Source organism: Mesorhizobium album (assembly GCF_033977205.1).
GTDB classification, from domain to species: domain Bacteria; phylum Pseudomonadota; class Alphaproteobacteria; order Rhizobiales; family Rhizobiaceae; genus Mesorhizobium; species Mesorhizobium album.
Map to the genome: position 1 here is coordinate 1 of NZ_JAVIIW010000029.1, position 17,746 is coordinate 17,746.

Sequence of the window (17,746 nt, forward strand, 5' to 3'; positions counted from 1 at the left end):
ACTTCGGGCATGACGGTGACCGTGGAAATCAAAACCGACAGCCGCCGCGTGATCGATTACCTGCTTTCGCCGCTCGCCAAGGTGGGCTCGGAGGCTTTCAGGGAGAGATGAGGTTTCATTACGTGATCAATTTCACGCGAACCCGGCCTCATCACAACAGATGGTGACACCGGACCACACCTGTGGTGCAATTTATCCGAGGAGCGCGCCCCACGATGCAATCTCTTGCCGAGCGAACCAAAACACCGCCTCGCAGGCTACCCGCCGACGATGAACGCCAAGCTAGGCTCGAAAAGACCACGAGACTCAAGACACTCCGATCTTACGCTTCATGCCTTCTGTTCGATCCCGAGGCCCAGTTCCAGGATGAACTTGACTGCTCTGCGCTGTTCGAGGAGCGATGGCACTGAGTTGGCCTACGGCCACCGGACGCGAGAATACAGCGCCGGGGCCTCACGGCCAGCCCGGCCTGCAGCTGTTACGACTACCCGCAAGCCGGGCTGTATTTTTGATGGAACCACCCTCAGATCGAAGATTGCGTCATCGCTTGGAATGACCGTAAGCGCTGTTCTCAGACCACGGCTGTGGGATCTAGCCGAGGCGTATCCTTGCGATCTGCCGCACCAAGATTGCATTCCTTTTTGGGGCGGAGAGCCCTTTCAGGTCGATGCGCGGGGCGGATGATAGTGCGTCGATGGACGCATCCATTCGAGTACGAGTTCGTAGGCACTGTCCAGCGCGGCACCGACCTTCTCGACCGGCACTGCCCAGTCATGAGGAGGTCTGTCATCGAGACGGCTTTCAACGCCTGCGGCGTGTAGCCAAACTACACCATCGGCGGGCGGCTCGATCCAGATTTGAAAGCACTCTCCGGCGTTGCTGGACAGCCAGACGGATCGCGATGCGCGGCCATCCCAAGGTGAAGTGTTGAGTATCAGCGAGTGGGCCTTGGCCCAGTGCTCAATCTGCGGATCGATATCGGCGTAACTATTCACAGCGTGGTCCACCAACTCGGAAGAGTTTATAGACTATCACAAGGCTTCGGACGGCGCGCGCTTTACTCAGGCCATGGCTGCGAGATTGGGTCGATTGGCCCAAGGTAGCAGCTGATCGATTTCGCTTTGAAGATGGCCCTGGACGATGCGGCTGATGACGTCGACCAGATAGGCCTGAGGTTCGACGCCGTTCAGCTTGCAGGTCTCGATAAGCGAAGCGATCACCGCCCAGTGCTCGGCGCCGCCGTCAGAGCCCGCGAAGAGGGCGTTCTTGCGGTTGAGCGCGATTGGGCGGATTGACCGCTCGACGGTATTGGAGTCGATCTCGATGCGTCCGTCGTCGAGGAAGCGCGAGAGTCCTTCCGATCGGGAGAGCGCGTAGCGGATTGCCTCGGCGAGCTTGGTCTTCTGACTGATCAGGCCGAGCTTCTCGCGCAGCCACGGCTCGAGCTCAGCCAGGATCGGCCGGCTCCTTTCCTGGCGCACGGCACGACGTGCGTCTGCCGGCTGGCCGCGGATGTCGTCCTCGACGCGATAGAGCTCTGCGATGCGCCGGAGCGCCTCGCTCGCGATCGGCGCCGGACCGGCTGCGGCGAGTTCGTAGAAGCGCCGGCGCACGTGTGCCCAGCAGAAGGCAAGCGTTGCGCCGCTCTTGTCGGCGAGCACCCGATAGCCACCATATCCGTCGACCTGCAGGATTCCGGCAAAGCCCGCCAGATGAGCGATCGGTCGCTCCGCCTTGCGGTCCGGCGCATAGACATAGGCGACGCCCGGCGGGTCGCTCCCGTCCCATGGTCGGTCATCGCGGGCGTAGGCCCAGAGCTGGCCGGTCTTGGTCTTGCCACGGCCGGGGTCGAGCACCGGCGCCGTGGTCTCGTCGGCAAAGAGCTTGGGCGAGGCTTTCAGCTTCTCCAGCAGCCGCTCGTGGACCGGGCGCAGATGCCAGGCGGCGCGGCCGACCCAGTCGGCGAGCGTGGAGCGATCTAGGCTGATGCCCTGCCGGGCGTAGATCTGCGCCTGGCGATAAAGCGGCAGGTGATCGGCATATTTGGAGACCAGAACCTGGGCGACCGTCGCTTCGGTCGGCAGACCGCCTTCGATCAGCCGGGCGGGCGCCGGAGCCTGCACGACCACGTCCTCGCAGGCGCGACACGCATATTTGGGCCGCCGCACGACGATCACGCGCAGTTGCGCCGGCAGGATGTCGAGCCGTTCGCTGACGTCTTCGCCGATCCGATGAAGTCCGTTGCGGCAGCATGGGCAGGCATGGTCCTCGATGTCGACGACCATCTCGATGCGCGGCAGATGCGGCGGCAGCGCACCCCGGTTCGCCCGCCGCTTTGCGGTGCGCTCCCGGCGCGCGGCAGGATCGGCACGTTCGGCCTCTTCCTCGCCTGCCGCCTCGATCTGCTCGGCCTCCTCGAGGCCAAGGAGCAGTTGATCTTCGGGCAGGCTCTCGGCCCGGCGGCCGAAGCGGTGACGCTGCAATTCCTTGATGATCTGGGTCAGGCGAGCATTCTCGACATCGCGCGCCAGGACCATCGCCTTCAGCACATCCGGATCGTCGGGAAGCTGGTCCGCCGTCATCGCCATGATCGGATCAGACCATATTCGCCAGTTCCGGGCGACAGCGGAATCGAGGCTGATTCACTTGGTCGCGGATCAACCCGCCTGCGCCGGAGCGAGCGTCCGGCGGGCTTCATGCAGCGCCGACAACTGAGCGGCCGTCAGCCGCATCACGCCATCCTGCACTTTCGGCCAGCGGAACTCGCCATCCTCCAGCCGCTTCGCATAGAGGCAGACGCCGCTGCCGTCCCAGAAGATCAGCTTGATCCGATCCGTTGAGCCCATCAATGCTGATCTGCGGCGGCCCAAGCGCCATGCCGGCACAGTAACTGTCGTCGAACATCCAATTGGGCACCTCACGACTAAACCCCCGCCGTTCCTCCGTGTAGATGCACTTCAAATCCTTGCCGCGTCGGAACGGTGCGACCTGAAGCGTTCGTCCAAAAAGAGGATGCCACGGATACGCAATCGTCGCGCTTCGAAGACTGTATGCAGAATGTCGCGTGTTGGGTCCGTTTCGCGCGGAAGACATAGACTGCACCGCTGAACGGATCGGCACCCATCGTCTCGCGCACCAACGCAGCCAGCCCCTCCGCCCCCTTGCGGAAGTCCACCGGCTTTGTCGCCACCATGACCTTGACGGCGCCCGTCGGCCCGATCACGACGTTGCCTTCAGCGCACGGATGACCGCCGCAACCGTCTTGGCATCGGCGCCGCGGCCGACCCGCATGGCGATGCCGTCGATCTCAAGCTCGATCACGCCAGCGTCGCGGGTCGCTTTCCGCTTCCGCGGCTGTGCTGGACGCTTCGGCGCGGGTTCCGGAGGCGGCGCAGTCACCACCGCCGGCACGAAGGCCGGGGATTCCTGCTGCACCGAAGCGGCCTGTTTGCGCGCTTCGCGCCGCCAGGCAAACACCTGCTGCGGCCTGAGACCATAACGCCGGGCGACTTCGGAAATGATTGCGTTCGGTTCCAGCGTCTCGGCGACGATCCGCGCCTTATCATCCATCGACCAGTGACGCCGGCCGCCAGCACCGTTGATCACCTCAAAACGCCGAGGCTGCCGCTCAGGGTCAAGCGTAAGGTCAAGTCCAGACACAAGCCTATCTCCGATCCCAATACAGGACCGGCAACTTCACAGATCGCGATCACTCTCGAAAGGTGGCCCCAAAACACCGCTTACGATCCAGCCCAACACCCGCATCCAGTTCAGCAAGACCATGCCGGGCGGCGAGGCCAATGCGATCTTCTACCTGGTCGACCTGGCGGGGCTTGAGGGCATAGCGTCGAAGCGCCTTGGTAGCAAATATCGCAGCGGCGACTCGACGGCATAGCTTAAGACCAAAAGCTATACCGTAAGCGACCTCGAATTGCTCGGCGTCGAGCGGGAGAGAGGCAAGCCCGCCTTCGCCCTCATGGGAGAGCCAGAAAGGCGATGATCGATGCGGGAAAGTCCGATAGCTAGCCAAGGCGCGCATGCGGCCGATTTTCCGATGACCGAAATCAGGCGCAAAGCGGACGGAGCCACGCGTTCACTCGCCGTCTCGTTGGGGGACGCTCAATTCTTCCCTGATTGCGGCGATAAGGGCAGACACGCGGGCGCGGACCCGCGGGGGTAGTTGAACCAGACGCTCGATTAAGTGCCGACCTTCTGCACTAGCAATGAAGTCAATGCGCTCATCGACAAGCGGATGTGTGCCGCTCTCACCATTCTGCGAAAGGCCTTCAAAGAAGCGGCTGGCGGGGACACCAAGCGACTTGCCGATCTCGTAGATCATGGACGCACTCACGCGGTTCTTCGCATTCTCGTATTTTTGGAGCTGCTGGCAGCTGATACCAATCGATCGGGCAAGCTGCGCCTGCGATACGTTCGACTGCACGCGAACCGTCGCGATCTGCCTGCCGACATGAAGATCGGCGGGATGAGGGTCGCGCCCGAACTTGGGCTTTGGCGCTGCTCGGAAAGGGCTCGAGCGTTTCGGCTCCGACAATGCTCTCGATGCTCCACGAACTTATTCTCGCCGTTGCAGACAGACCTGGTTTTTGTGTCAATCGTCAGCGAAATTTGCGTGCAGGCGGCACAACGATGGTGCCGGAATATCCGGAAATCTCAATTGCGGTGTCAAAAGTCCGAGAGCGGATTGCGAAACCGTCGAGAATGTCTCGTGCCACATTTCCGGTGGCGGCGACTGGAACCAATCTGGCTTTTCCGGATCCTGGAGACTGATCTTCCCCGCCAACCACGACGGGCAGAAGGTCTATCGTTCGGAGGCTCCCGCCAGCGTCATAGCGACATGCTGCGACGATGCTTTGCCAAACTTCCGGTGGATCCCACTCGTTCTCGTCGGGATGCACGTGGAACGCCGCCTCGCCCGGCAGGAGCGCGATATCGGCATCGCGGTCGAAACGCTGGCGGTGTTCGTGCGGTTCTGGCTCGCGACCACGCCAGCTTTGCCGGAACCTACGGCCCAGGCGGCTCGCGCCAAGGCGGCCGAACGCTATGAGGCTTTCGTCGCGGCCTTGGGCAGGCGTTTGGCCAAGGGACCGAAACTGCGGCAGGAGATATCGGAGGATATCGATCCAGTCGACGACAAGGGAACGCCGCCCGCAGCCGGGATGTAGGCTCTTTTTCGCGCCTCGGCCGAAGGCGAGCTCCACGGGTGCCAGACATCTTCCTCTGCCGCTCGCCCGCCAGTGGTAACCTGCGCTTGACGATGCCGGCGTCAAGGTTGGCGGCGAAAGTTCCCGGTACCACCTTCTATGATCGTGGAGACGCGGCCGGGATCTTCACGCACATGACGCGCCAATATACGGGTTTGCGTATAAATGCAGGATATACGCGATCGCGTATGACAACCAATCACTTACCAAGGAGCCGGTATGCGACATGGACCGCTGCGACCAGAAAAAACAAGCGTTTGGGTGCTTATCGCCCCCGCCGAGCGTGAACGTCCGGCACCGAACGATAGGCCTGAACAGCTGTTGCCGATCATTGTGCTCGACGGAGAGCCCTTATCTTGGCCTAATGGCGTCCTGCCCTGACTGAAAGAGGGCGATTGGGACGGCGAGACCAGGTGAAAATATGAAATTCACGCCGACGACTATTTTGCCGCTGACAGCGATGCTGTTTCTCGCAGCAGGCTGCTCGTCGACCGTCGCATCGATCGATGCAGGGACATACGACAAGATGACCTGCGCCGAGCTCAACAGTGCGCTCGGCGACATCGCCACCGATATTTCGCGAACTGCGATCGCCCGCGGCAAGGTCGCCAGCACCAGCGTGCCGAGCTGGCTGCTGGGCGGTGAGCGCGTCAAGAGCGTGGTGGCCAATCGCGACACGGCCAGGATCGAGAAGCTGCAGCAACAGCAGCAGGCGATCATCGCGGCGCGAAAGCAAAGGTGCCCATCCTCGCAATAGGCCGCCGCCAAGCGGCGGCGAGTTTCAAGCGCTGATGCGGAACCTGGTCGTATCGATCGCCGCGTTCATCAGCGTCTGCGTGTAGGCTTCGCGCGGATTGTCGAAGATCTCCTCGGTCGGCCCTTCCTCAACGATCTTTCCCTGCTTCATGACGATGATGTAGTCGGCCATGGCGCGCACCACCGCGAGATCGTGGCTGATGAAGAGATAGGACAGCTCGTTGTCGGCCTGCAGCTTGCGTAATAGCTCGACGATCTGCTTCTGCACCGAGCGGTCGAGCGCCGAGGTCGGCTCGTCAAGCACCACTACTTTCGGCTTCAGGATCATGGCGCGGGCGATCGCGATGCGCTGGCGCTGGCCGCCGGAGAATTCATGCGGGTAGCGGTTGCGTGCATTGGGGTCGAGGCCGACCTCGCGCAGCGCCTCGACAGCGCGATGGTCGCGCTGCTTGCCCGTCAGCGAAGGCTCATGCACCAAAAGCCCCTCGGTGATGATCTGGCCGACCGTCATGCGCGGCGACAGCGAGCCGAACGGATCCTGGAAGACGAGCTGCAATTCGCGCCTGAGCGGCCGCATTGCCTGGCGATCGGCCTCGGAAATGTCGCGCTCGCCGAAGCGGATGACGCCGTCGCTGGGCAGCAGTCTGAGCAGCGCGCGGCCGAGCGTCGACTTGCCGGAACCGGACTCGCCGACGATGCCGATCGTCTGGTTGCGCTTCAGCCGGATCGAGATCTTGTCGACGGCGCGCAGCATCAGCGGCTCGCCGCCGAGGAAGCCGCCGCCGATCTTGAATACCACTTCGACATTGCGGCCTTCGAGCAGCACCTGAGAACTCGCGGGCGGCGCCGCCTTGGTGCCGGTCGGCTCGGCCGCGAGCAGCATCTTGGTATAGGCATGCTGCGGGTTGGCAAAGAGCGCCTCGGCATCGCCCTCCTCCACCACCTCGCCTTGGCGCATGACATAGACACGGTCGGCGAAACGGCGCACGATGCCGAGGTCGTGGGTGATGAAAACGATGGCCATACCGAGCTTGCGCTGCAGGTCGGCGAGCAGCATCAGGATCTGCGCCTGAATGGTGACGTCGAGCGCCGTTGTCGGTTCGTCGGCGATCAGAATGTCGGGATCGTTGGCCAAAGCCATGGCGATCATGACGCGCTGGCGCTGACCGCCCGACATCTCGTGCGGATAGGATTTCATCCGCCGTTCGGGATCGGGGATGCGCACCAGCCTCAAGAGCTTCAGCGCTTCTTCGCGCGCCGCCGGGGCGCTCAGGCCGCGATGCCGACGGATCGGCTCGATGAGCTGGTTGCCGATCGTGTAGAGCGGATCGAGCGAGGTCATCGGCTCCTGGAAGATCATGCTGATCTTGCGGCCGCGAACCTTGTTGAGCTCGCTCTTGGTCATGGTGAGGAGATTGCTGCCGCGATAGTCGACCGCGCCCGTCGCTTCACCATTGGTAGAGAGCAGGCTCATCGCCGCCATCATTGTCTGGCTCTTGCCGGAGCCGGATTCGCCGACGACGGCGACCGTCTCGCCGGCATTGACCTTGATGTTGATGCCCTTCACCGCCTCGACGGTGCCGTCGAGGGTCTGGAAGCGGACGCGCAGGTCCGTGACGCTGAGGATCGTTTCGGAAGCCATGTCAGCGATCCTTGGGGTCGAGCGCGTCGCGCAGGCCGTCGCCAACGAAGTTCAGCGCAAACAGCGTCGAGACGAGGAAGAAGGCGGGGAACAAGAGCAGCCAGTTGGCGTAGCCGATGTTCTTGGCGCCGACCGAGATCAGCACGCCCCAGCTGGTCATCGGCTCCTGCACGCCAAGGCCGAGGAAGGAAAGAAAACTCTCCAGGATGATCACCTGCGGCACCAGCAGCGTCATGTAGATCACCACCGGCCCTAGCAGGTTGGGGATGACATGGCGCACGAGGATGCCGCGCTGGCCGACGCCCATCGCCTCTGCCGCCTGGACATATTCCTGCCTGCGGATCGACAGCGCCTGGCCGCGCACGATGCGCGCCATGTCGAGCCACAGCACCGCGCCCACCGCCAGGAACATCAGCACGAAGTTGCGGCCGAAGAACACCACCAGCATGATGACGAAGAAGATGAAGGGCAGCGAATAGAGCACGTCGACGATGCGCATCATCACCTCGTCGACGCGGCCGCCGGCAAAGCCTGCCGTCGCGCCGTAGATGACGCCGATGACGCCGGCGACGACACCGGCAAGCAGCCCGATCGCCAGTGAAATGCGCCCTGCCATCAGCGTGCGCGAGAACAGGTCGCGCCCGGTGTTGTCGGTGCCGAAGAAGAAATACTGCTGCCTGACGGCCGAGCTCATCGTGACTTCGCGCCCGTCGGGCGACTTGCTCTCGATCCTTGTGTCGTCGAAGGCGTCGGAGCGGTCGAGATAGCGGATGTTGCGGTCGTCGACCGGCTTGGCCGAGGTGACGGTGACGATGATGCGGCTGCCGTCCTGATGCCATTCCTTGATGTCGACACGCATACGCTTGATGGCGTCGGTGAGCGCGGTCTGGATCATGTCAGGCTTCGGGTATGCCGAGAGGCTCGGCGGCGTGCGCACATAGTCGCCGTAGATGGTCGTGTATTCATGCGGCACGACCATCGGGCCGAACACGCTGATGAGGGCAATGAAGGCCAGATAGTAGAGGCTGAGCATGGCGGCGCGGTTGCGTTTGAGCCGCGCCCAGGCATTGCCCCAGAGCGAGCGGCCGACGATCGGCTCGGGAACGGCGACGGCAAGCTCAGTCATAGCGCACCCTCGGGTCAACGACCGCGTAGAGGAGGTCGACGATCAGGTTGAAGACGATGGTGAAGAGCGCGATCACCACCACGGTGCCCATCACCAGCGTGTAGTCGCGATTGAGGGCGGCATCGACGAAGTAGCGGCCGACGCCCGGAATGGAGAAGATCGTCTCGACGATGATCGAGCCGGTGAGGAGTGCCGCCGCCGCCGGACCGGTGAAGGAGACGATCGGCAGCACGGCGCCGCGCAGCGCGTGCTTGACCACAACCGACCAGTCGGAGAGGCCGAGCGCGCGGGCGGTGCGGATATGGTGCGAACGCAGGCTCTCGATCATCGAACCGCGCATCAGGCGGGCGACGATGGCGATCTGCGGCAAGGCGAGCGTCAGCACGGGTCCGACCTTGTTGATTAAGGCGCCGTCACCCCAGCCGCCGATCGGCAACAGCTTCCAGGAAAGCCCGAAGACGAGCTGGATCACCGGCGCGGTGACGAAGGTGGGGATGGTGCTGCCGGCGGTGGCGAGGGCAATCACCGAATAGTCGGCTATCTTGTTCTGGTTGAGCGCCGCGATCGTGCCGAGGATCGAGCCCAGCAACAGGGCCAGCACCAGCGCCGACGAACCGATCTGCACAGAGATCGGCAGGCCCTTGGCGAAGAGTTCGGTGACAGTGAAGTCCGGCAGGTTGTAGCTCGGGCCGAAACTGCCGCGCAAAAGATTGCCGAGATAGTGGACATATTGCAGCCAGAGCGGATCGTTGAGGCCGAACTGGGCTTCGAGATTGGCCCTGATCTCGGGGCTCAAGCCCCGCTCCTGGTTGAACGGGCCGCCAGGTGCGACACGGATCAGGAAGAACGCCACCGTCACGATGACGAATAGCGTCGGGATGGCGGTCAATAGCCGCCGGAAGACATAACGCAGCATCGGCGCCCCGCTTCAGCCAGGGCGACAGCTCTCCAGACGAGATCGTGGCGCGCTGGCATCTCTGATCTTCGCACCGGGATTGCCGAAAATCCAATCCGACTTTCGGCCCGGCACGACGACAGACCGCGACCGCCGCTCCCAAAAAGAGAGCGGCGGCACGGCCAAGGTTTCTTGTCAGTCCTTGGAGATGAAGCGGGACGGATGAATGTCCATCACATTGTCGTCGAATCCATGCAGCTTCGAGGACACGATGTCGTGGTAGCTGTAGTAGAGAAGCGGGATCTCGCCGACATCGTCGACGAGGATGCGCTCGGCCTCGGCGAGGTCCTTCATGCGCTCCTCAGGCTTGCCGCCGGCGGCGGCAGCCTTGTCCATGGCAGCCTCATAGGCCGGGCTGTTGTAGTTCGAGTAGTTGTTGCCGCTCGCCTTGCGCGAGATGCCGAGGAAGGTCTCCGGATCCTTATAGTCGGCGATCCAGGCGGCGCGGGCGACATCGTAGTTGCCCTTCCGCTCGAGGAAGCCATAGTGGGTCTTGGTGTCGGTGTTGAGCAGCGTCACCTCGATGCCAAGCGGCTTCAGCTGTTCCTGGATGGCGACCGCCGTGTTCTTATGGTTCTCCGAGGTGTTGTAGCGGATCTCCATCTTCAACGGATGCTCGGGTGTATAGCCCAGCTTTTCCAGGATCTTCTTGGCCGCATCCTCGCGGTCGATCTGCGACATGTCGGCGTATTTGGCCAGTGCCGGCGTGTAGCCCTCGATGCCCGGAGGCACCATCGAATAGCCGGGCAGCATCGAGTTCTGCCAGACCTTCTCGGCGAGGAAGTCGCGATCGATCGCCATCGAGATGGCGTTGCGCAGCTCGACATTGTCCCACGGGGCCTTGTCGGTCTTGATCGCGTAGTAGTAGGTGCCGAGATAGGGCCCGACACGGACCTGGTCGCCGAATTTGGCTTTGAGATCGGCGAGCTGTTCAGTCGGCAGGTCACCATAGCTGTCGAGTTCGCCGGCCTCGAAGCGCTTCATCGCCGACGAGCGATCCTCGGTCGGGATGTAGTTGACGGTGTCGAGCTTGACGCTCGCGGCGTCCCAGAACTTCGGGTTCTTGACCAATTTCATGTGGTCGTTGGGAACCCACTCCGCCAGCGTATAGGCGCCGTTGGAGACCAGCTTGCCGGGCTTGATCCAGTCGGCGCCGAGCTTGTCAATGGAAGCCTTGTTGACCGGATAGGTCGCCTGGTGGGTCAGCATCTCCAGGAAGTAGGGCGTCGGCGCCTTCAGCGTGACTTGCAGCGTGTTGGCGTCGATCGCCTTCACGCCCATATCCTCGGCCTTGCCCTTCTTGGTGTTGAAGTCCTCGGCGCCCTTCACCGGATAGAGCATCGAGGCGTATTCGGCAGCGGTGGCCGGATCTTCCAGCCGGTGGAACGAATAGACGAAGTCGTCCGCCGTCACCGGGCTGCCATCCGACCAGAGGCCGTCCTTGCGCAGCTTGAAGGTGTAGACAGTGCCGTCGTCGGATACCGTCCAGCTTTCGGCGGCGCCCGGAATGAGGTTCGTCTTCTGGTCATGCATGACGAGGCCCTGGAACAGGTCTCGTATAATATCGGCTTCGTAGACCGTCGACGTCTTGTGCGGATCGACCGTCTCCGCCTCGGCGGCGGCGCCGCGGTTGTAGACGGTCTCGGCGAAGGCCGGCGTGTAGAAGGTGCCGGCGGCCAAGGCCATGGTGGTGGCGAACACAGTCGCCTTCAGCAGATTTTTCAGCATGAAGTTCTCCCTTTGGACGCGGCCCCTCAACCACGTCTATGAGTGTTGACGCCCCGGAACCGTTCGACGGGCTCCTTTTGAGCGTGCCGCCGGTCCCTTCCGGCAGCTTGGTGGCGGCGAGACTAGACAGAGCGAAATCTTATTTCAACTACCCGCTGCTTGACGTTGAGTGAGCATCACGTTGCTAAAACAGCGAAATCTAATGCTTAATCGCCCTTTCAACTTAATGCACCTTTCGGTTGCTCCAGCCGTTTTCTGTTTTTGCAGGCGGCCTTTGGCATTCTCCGCGCCATGCTGAAGAACCGAAAATTGCTTGTTCCGTGGTCTCGTTTTCAGGCTGACGCCGCCGGCACGTCGGCGGTCGAATTCGCCATGCTGGCGCCGGTATTCATCCTGCTTCTGCTCGGCATGGTTGCATATGGAATCTATTTCGGCGCCAGCCACTCGGTGCAGCAGATCGCCGCCGATGCGGCACGAACGGCAATTGCCGGTCTCAACCAGACGGAGCGGCAGGCGCTGGTCACCGATTTCATTGCGCACGATGTCGCGGGCTATGCTTTCGTCGATCCCAACAAGCTGACGGTCAACGCGCAGGACAGCGCCGTCGACGGCAGCCAGTTCGTCGTCTCCGTCAGCTATGACGCGCGCAACCTGCCGATCTGGAACCTTTTTCCGAAACTGCCGCTGCCGGGCACCACGATCCAGCGTCAAACGACGATCAGGGTCGGAGGCATATGATGCGCGATCGCGCAGGGGGACTGATCGGCGTAATCCGACGGCTGATCGCCGACCGGCGCGGCAACTTTGCGGTCATGACGGCGCTGTGCACACCGGTGGCGCTGGCGCTGACCGCATTCGCAGTCGATGAAGGCTCGCTCTACAACGAGCGCCGCGCCGCGCAGTCGATCGTCGACCTCGCCGCGATCACCGCCGCCGCCAACATCAACAATGCCCAGCAAGCGGTGCTGACGACGCTGAGCGACAACGGAATTACCTCTGTGGCCGTCGAGCAGCAGGGCACGACCATCGCGCCAACCGCCACCAAAGCCGTCGTGCAGGTCGTGCCCGGGCGCTATTCCGGGGTCAGCTCGATCGCGGCCGGCAGCCGCTTCGAGGCAGGCAAGCTGCCCTATAACGCCGTCCAGGTGTCGCTGAAGAAACAGGGCACGCTCTATTTCGCCGCCTCTATGATGGCGCCGCCGGTGATCGGCACGGCCGCCACCGCCAGCGCCCAGCCCGAAGCGGCGTTCTCGGTCGGCTCGCGGCTCGCCAGCGTCAATGGCGGCATTCTCAACGCGCTGCTCGGCAGCCTTCTCGGCGGCAACATCTCGCTAAGCGTAATGGACTACAATTCGCTGATCTCGGCTGATGTCGATGTGCTTTCCTTCACCGATGCGTTGGCGACGCAACTGCATCTGACCGCCGCGACCTATTCCGACGTGCTCGCCTCGAAGGCGACCGTCGGGCAGATCGCCACCGCCATGGCCAACGTGCCCGGGCTCGACCGGACAGCCAAGCTCGCGCTGCAGACCATGGCGTCCAGCGCCACCAATACGGTCAAGATCCCGCTCAGCCATCTCGTCGATCTCGGCTCGGTGGGCAGCCTCGGCCTCGGACAGAAGCCCGCCGGGCTTTCGGTCGATGCAAGCGCCATGAGCATGCTGAGCGCGGCCGCGGCGCTCGCCAACGGCACGAACCAGGTCTCGGTCAATCTCGGGGCGACAATACCCGGGCTGACATCGACGACGCTCCAGATCGCTATCGGCGAGCCGATGCAGAACTCGCCGTGGCTGGCGGTCGGAGAATTGGGCACGGTTGTGCGCACCGCGCAGACGCGCATCAAGCTCAATGCCAGCGTGACCGTCGGCACACCGAACCTAGGCGGCGGCATCAAGCTGCTCGCCGTCAACCTGCCGCTCAATGTCGAGGTTGCCTATGCCGAGGCGAAGCTGACCGACATAAGCTGCGCGACCGGCCCCTCCAGCATCAAGGTCTCGATCGCCGCGCAGCCCGGTGTCGTCGAGGCGCATCTTGCAAACAGCAACGCCAGCGGCTTTGCCGACTTCACGCAGCCGCAGTCCTTCTCTAATGCCGACATCGCGGACCTAAAGCTGCTGCTCGTTCCGCTGCTGCAGGTGACTGGCTCCTCGGCCTTCTCGGTCACCAACATGGCGCCCACGAACCTCACCTTCAGCTCCACCGATATCGCTAACAAGGCGATCAAGACCGTGTCGACGAAGAACCTGACGCAGTCGCTCACCACCTCGCTCGTCAACAACCTGTCGCTGACGGTCAACGCGCTCGGCCTCGGTCTCGATGTGACCACCCTGCTCAGCACGGTGAAGCCGGCGGTGACGACACTGCTCAACGGTGTGACCGCGCCGGTCGACGACCTCGTCCACAACGTGCTTGCAGCGCTTGGCGTGCATGTCGGCGAAGCCGATGTGCGCGTGACCGGCGCGGTCTGCGGGCGCTCGGTGCTGGTGCAATAGCCGGCCGTCAGCCGATTCTCCCGACGAAGCAACCTACAGGCGGCAGTGCCAGGGCAATCTCTTCCAGAACACCGCCAAGGACGCCAGCGACGTCAACGGCAAGAGCCGTTATCTCGACATCCCTGATCTCCGCCGGCAGCGTCCAGCTAGCCGGCTCACCGGCGAAGTTGAAGACGCATAACAACTTCTCGCCTTCGTGCTGGCGGATGAAAGCCAGCACATCGCCCTCGGCTTCGAGAAAACGGATGGAGCCGCCGGTCAGCGCCGGATGGCGCTTGCGCAAGGCGAGGATCGAGCGATAGGCGGCAAGCACCGAGCCGTCACTACCATTTTGCACGTCGACCGCGCGACTGCGATGCGCCTGCGGCACCGGCAGCCAGGGCTTGCCCGTGGAGAAACCGCCATTCTCGGAGCCGGCCTCCCAGACCATCGGCGTGCGGCAGCCATCCCTGCCCTTCACACCCGGCCAGAAGCGGATGCCCAGCGGATCGCGCAGGTCCTCATAAGCAAGCTCGGCCTCCTCAAGCCCGAGCTCCTCGCCCTGGTAGAGGCAGATCGAGCCGCGCAGGCAGGACAGCAGCGCGATCGCGAATTTCGCCACGGCGTCCGGATTTTCGCCGGGCCGCGTCCAGCGGCTGACATGGCGCATCACGTCATGGTTTGAGAAGGCCCAGCAGACCCAGCCATCGGCAACCGCGTTCTCGAAAGCTTCGACGCAGCCGCGCAAGTGAGCGGCCGAGAATTGCGGGCCGAGCAAGTCGAAGGTGTAGCACATCTGCAGCTTGTCGCCGCCCGACGTGTAGGCGGCGAGCGTCTGCAGCGAACGTTCCTCGTCACCCACCTCGCCGACGGCGGCGCGGTCCGGATATTCGTCGAGCAGGGCGCGCAAACGCTTCAGGAAGTCGAGGTTCTCGGGCCGCGTCTTGTCGAAGAGATGCTCCTGGAAGGCGTAGGTGGTGGTGGCAGCGTTGGTGCCGGCTACGCTTGAGGCCAGCGGCGGGTTATCGCGCAGCCAGCGGTCGTGGACATAGTAGTTGACCGTGTCCAGCCGGAAGCCGTCGACGCCGCGCTCCAGCCAGAAGCGCACGGTATCCAGCAACGCGTCCTGCACCTGCGGCGTGTGGAAGTTGAGGTCGGGCTGCGCGGCCAGGAAATTGTGCATGTAATACTGCCGGCGGGTGGCGTCCCATTCCCAAGCCGGCCCGCCGAACAGCGACAGCCAGTTGTTTGGCGCACTGCCGTCAGGCTTCGCATCGGCCCAGACGTACCAGTCAGCCTTGGCATTATCGCGGCTGGCGCGACCTTCGACGAACCATTCATGCTTGTCGGATGAATGCGAGATCACCTGATCGATGATGAGCTTCAGGCCAAGCCGGTGCGCCTCGGCGACCAGAGCGTCGAAATCCTCGAGCATGCCGAACATCGGATCAACATCGCGATAGTCCGAAACGTCATAGCCCATGTCTGCCATCGGCGACTTGAAGAAGGGCGACAGCCAGACGGCGTCGACGCCAAGCGAGGCGACATGGGCAAGCCGCGACGTGATGCCCTTGAGATCGCCGCTGCCGTCGCCGGTCGTGTCCTGGAAGGAGCGCGGATAGACCTGGTAGATCACGCAGCCGCGCCACCATTCGCCATTGCCGTCAGCCATCACGATTCCTTCCTTGAGCTGGCCTTCCCGGCCCTGCGCTCGATCATGAAACTCACGGTGCGGTCGGGCAGCGGCCGCGCGAGGTCGATCGCCTGCGTCTCGATCGCCGGACGCCACTCGTAGCCGTCCCTGATCGGCAAGGTGAAGACGCATTGGCGGCGGTCGCCATTGACCAAGACGGCAAGGCGCCCGCCCCCGCTATTCCCCAGCATCATGACGAGGCGATGTCGGCCGGGATCGTTCCAGTCGGCCTCGCCGAGCGGCGCGCCGGTTTCGGTCAGCCACTCGACATCCGGAATGGCTGAAGCGCCGGCCGGCTTCCCGGTCAGGAAATGCGTGTCCGACAGCGCCGGGAAGGCCCGACGCATCGCTGACAGAGCCGCGGTATATTGCTCCAGCGCCCGGTCGCGGCCGGCCCAGTCGAGCCAGGTTATGGCATTGTCCTGCGCATAGGCGTTGCTGTTGCCCTTCTGCGTGCGGCCGAACTCGTCTCCGGCGGTCAGCATGATCGTGCCGCGCGAGGCAAAGAGCGTCGCAAGCAGCGCGCATTGATCGTCGAAGCGGGCCCTGGCGATTTCCGCGTCGTCCGTTTCGCCCTCGACGCCATTGTTCCAAGACAGGTTGTCGTCGTGGCCGTCGCGGTTCTCTTCGCCATTGGCTTCGTTGTGCTTGTTCTCATAGGCGACGAGATCGGCCAGCGTCATGCCGTCATGCGCGGCTATGAAATTGACGCTGCGGCTCGCCGGCTGGCCTTGCCTGCCGAAGATGTCGGAGGAGCCGGCAAGCCGCGTCGCTAAAGCGCCGACCACGCCGGGGTCGCCGCGCCAGAAGCGCCTGATGTCGTCGCGGTAGCGATCGTTCCATTCGATAAATGGCGGCCGGAAATTGCCGAGTTGATAGCCGCCGGGCCCGACGTCCCAAGGCTCGGCGATCAGCACCCGGTCGGCGAGCATGGGATCGCCAGCGATGGCCCGAAGCAACGGCGCGTCCGGGTCGAACGCGCCCTCGACGCGGCCAAGCACCGGAGCGAGATCAAAGCGGAAACCGTCGACGCCGGCATGGCGGACGAAATGGCGAAGCGTGTCGAGCACCATCTGCCGCACGACCGGATGATCGCAGGCGACGGTGTTGCCGGTGCCGGTGTCGTTGGCCAGAAGGCCGTCGGGCAAGTGCCGGTAATAGGCCTGCGCGTCGAGGCCGCGCAGCGACAGTGTCGGACCAAGCCGGTCGCTCTCGCCGGTGTGGTTGAAGACGAGGTCGAGGATGGTGCCGATGCCCGCTTCGCGCAGCGCCGCAACCGTGTCGCGCAATTCGGCTAGGCCCCCGGGCGCGAGGCCCGGATCGAGCGCCATGAATGTGACGGGGTTGTAGCCCCAGGCGTTGTGCAGCCCTAGCGGCGGCAGATGTCGCTCGTCGATCGAGGCCGTGATCGGCATGAGCTCGACGGCGGAGACGCCGAGACGCTTCAGATGCTCGATGACAGCCGGATGGGCGAGCGCCGCGACGGTGCCGCGCTGCGCTTCGGGGATGTCAGAGTGCAGCTTCGTGAAGGAGCGAACGTTGAGCTCGTAGATCAGGCCGCCGGGCTGGAACAGAGACGGCTTCACGAGCACCGGCTCCGGCAAAGCACGCGCGACTGCCTTCGGCATCAGCGGCGCGGTATCCGCACCTTCGTTGCGCCGCGCGGCCAGCCGCCAGTGATATTGGTAGCGACGATCGATCTCGACGGCGTAGGGATCAGTGAGAAGCTTTTCCGGATCGAACCACAGACCGCGCTCCGGCGCGTAGTCGCCGTCGGCGCGAAAGCCATAGCGCGTGCCCGATGCGAGGCTGGACACGAAGAGCGCATATACGTCCTCGCCTTCGGGCTTCAGTTCCAGCCGCTCCACCTCGCGCGTGCCGCTATCGTTGAAGATCGAGACCCACAAGTGTCTCGCCGATGACGACCAGACGGCAAAACGGATGCCTTCGCTGGTGACGGTGGCGCCGAGCTGGCTCACGGGCACCTCCCAAACACCCTTGCCGGAGAAGGGGGATTGGCGTGCAGCGCCGAGACGGATGAGGAGTTTTGGAAGGAATGAGGCATTACCGATTTGAACGCGGGTCTGCGCAATTCGGTAGCAACCGCCGCCAACGCAATGCGAGGTCGACAGAAAACCGCATTACCGATCCAT

15 protein-coding genes and 2 pseudogenes are annotated in these 17,746 nt (G+C 63.4%); 4 read left to right on the forward strand and 13 right to left on the reverse strand.

Going from position 1 to position 17,746, the window contains the following annotated elements; genetic code table 11:
• Window positions 1–659 precede the first annotated feature (659 nt).
• The 7 genes and pseudogenes from RFN28_RS22475 to RFN28_RS22505 form a co-directional block, all read right to left on the reverse strand.
• On the reverse strand, window positions 660–995 hold the full coding sequence (locus RFN28_RS22475) for a hypothetical protein (RefSeq protein WP_320289418.1): 336 nt from the start codon (window positions 993–995) through the stop codon (window positions 660–662).
• Between the two features lie 66 nt (window positions 996–1,061).
• Window positions 1,062–2,588 carry an IS66 family transposase gene (tnpC, locus tag RFN28_RS22480; RefSeq protein ID WP_320289419.1) on the reverse strand — a complete coding sequence of 509 codons (1,527 nt, stop codon included), beginning with the start codon at window positions 2,586–2,588 and terminating at the stop codon, window positions 1,062–1,064.
• A gap of 69 nt (window positions 2,589–2,657) precedes the next feature.
• Window positions 2,658–2,846 carry an IS66 family insertion sequence element accessory protein TnpB gene (tnpB, locus tag RFN28_RS22485; protein WP_320289420.1) on the reverse strand — a complete coding sequence of 63 codons (189 nt, stop codon included), beginning with the start codon at window positions 2,844–2,846 and terminating at the stop codon, window positions 2,658–2,660.
• Between the two features lie 227 nt (window positions 2,847–3,073).
• Window positions 3,074–3,193 (reverse strand): annotated as a pseudogene (gene tnpB, locus RFN28_RS22490) (IS66 family insertion sequence element accessory protein TnpB); the annotation flags it as partial.
• Between the two features lie 26 nt (window positions 3,194–3,219).
• Complete coding sequence (gene tnpA / locus RFN28_RS22495; protein WP_320289421.1) at window positions 3,220–3,660, reverse strand: IS66-like element accessory protein TnpA; 441 nt, start codon at window positions 3,658–3,660, stop codon at window positions 3,220–3,222.
• 49 nt (window positions 3,661–3,709) lie between these two features.
• Window positions 3,710–4,039, reverse strand: a complete 330-nt coding sequence (locus RFN28_RS22500; protein ID WP_320289422.1) for a hypothetical protein — start codon at window positions 4,037–4,039, stop codon at window positions 3,710–3,712.
• Between the two features lie 54 nt (window positions 4,040–4,093).
• Window positions 4,094–4,552 carry a helix-turn-helix domain-containing protein gene (locus RFN28_RS22505; RefSeq protein WP_320289423.1) on the reverse strand — a complete coding sequence of 153 codons (459 nt, stop codon included), beginning with the start codon at window positions 4,550–4,552 and terminating at the stop codon, window positions 4,094–4,096.
• A 364-nt stretch (window positions 4,553–4,916) separates the two neighbouring features.
• Between RFN28_RS22505 and RFN28_RS22510 the strand changes: the two are divergent.
• Window positions 4,917–5,183, forward strand: a pseudogene (locus tag RFN28_RS22510) (CopG family transcriptional regulator); the annotation flags it as partial.
• A gap of 460 nt (window positions 5,184–5,643) precedes the next feature.
• The gene (locus RFN28_RS22515) at window positions 5,644–5,979 is read left to right on the forward strand and encodes a hypothetical protein (RefSeq protein WP_320289424.1); all 336 of its coding nucleotides are present in this window, start codon (window positions 5,644–5,646) and stop codon (window positions 5,977–5,979) included.
• 24 nt (window positions 5,980–6,003) lie between these two features.
• Here RFN28_RS22515 and RFN28_RS22520 read toward each other — a convergent pair whose 3' ends face one another.
• From RFN28_RS22520 to RFN28_RS22535, 4 genes are all read right to left on the reverse strand, one after another.
• The gene (locus tag RFN28_RS22520) at window positions 6,004–7,620 is read right to left on the reverse strand and encodes an ABC transporter ATP-binding protein (protein WP_320289425.1); all 1,617 of its coding nucleotides are present in this window, start codon (window positions 7,618–7,620) and stop codon (window positions 6,004–6,006) included.
• A gap of 1 nt (window position 7,621) precedes the next feature.
• Window positions 7,622–8,746 (reverse strand): ABC transporter permease, encoded by a 1,125-nt coding sequence (locus RFN28_RS22525; RefSeq protein ID WP_320289426.1) that lies wholly within the window; start codon window positions 8,744–8,746, stop codon window positions 7,622–7,624.
• Window positions 8,739–9,662, reverse strand: coding sequence for an ABC transporter permease subunit (locus RFN28_RS22530; RefSeq protein WP_320289427.1), 924 nt, complete (start codon window positions 9,660–9,662; stop codon window positions 8,739–8,741). The genes RFN28_RS22525 and RFN28_RS22530 overlap by 8 nt, the downstream gene beginning before the upstream one ends.
• Window positions 9,663–9,836: 174 nt before the next feature.
• On the reverse strand, window positions 9,837–11,429 hold the full coding sequence (locus RFN28_RS22535; RefSeq protein ID WP_320289428.1) for a peptide ABC transporter substrate-binding protein: 1,593 nt from the start codon (window positions 11,427–11,429) through the stop codon (window positions 9,837–9,839).
• Between the two features lie 291 nt (window positions 11,430–11,720).
• Here RFN28_RS22535 and RFN28_RS22540 point away from each other — a divergent pair, with 291 nt between their 5' ends.
• Both RFN28_RS22540 and RFN28_RS22545 read left to right on the forward strand, forming a co-directional pair.
• Window positions 11,721–12,167, forward strand: a complete 447-nt coding sequence (locus RFN28_RS22540; protein WP_320289429.1) for a TadE/TadG family type IV pilus assembly protein — start codon at window positions 11,721–11,723, stop codon at window positions 12,165–12,167.
• A complete protein-coding gene (locus RFN28_RS22545) occupies window positions 12,167–13,921 on the forward strand; it encodes a pilus assembly protein TadG-related protein (protein WP_320289430.1) in 1,755 nt (584 codons plus the stop codon). Before RFN28_RS22540 ends, RFN28_RS22545 begins: the two co-directional genes overlap by 1 nt.
• A gap of 7 nt (window positions 13,922–13,928) precedes the next feature.
• Here RFN28_RS22545 and bglA read toward each other — a convergent pair whose 3' ends face one another.
• Both bglA and glgX read right to left on the reverse strand, forming a co-directional pair.
• Window positions 13,929–15,572: a beta-galactosidase BglA gene (gene bglA / locus RFN28_RS22550; RefSeq protein ID WP_320289431.1), complete on the reverse strand. Its 1,644-nt coding sequence runs from the start codon at window positions 15,570–15,572 to the stop codon at window positions 13,929–13,931.
• Window positions 15,572–17,572, reverse strand: a complete 2,001-nt coding sequence (gene glgX / locus RFN28_RS22555) for a glycogen debranching protein GlgX (RefSeq protein ID WP_320289432.1) — start codon at window positions 17,570–17,572, stop codon at window positions 15,572–15,574. Before glgX ends, bglA begins: the two co-directional genes overlap by 1 nt.
• Window positions 17,573–17,746 lie beyond the last annotated feature (174 nt).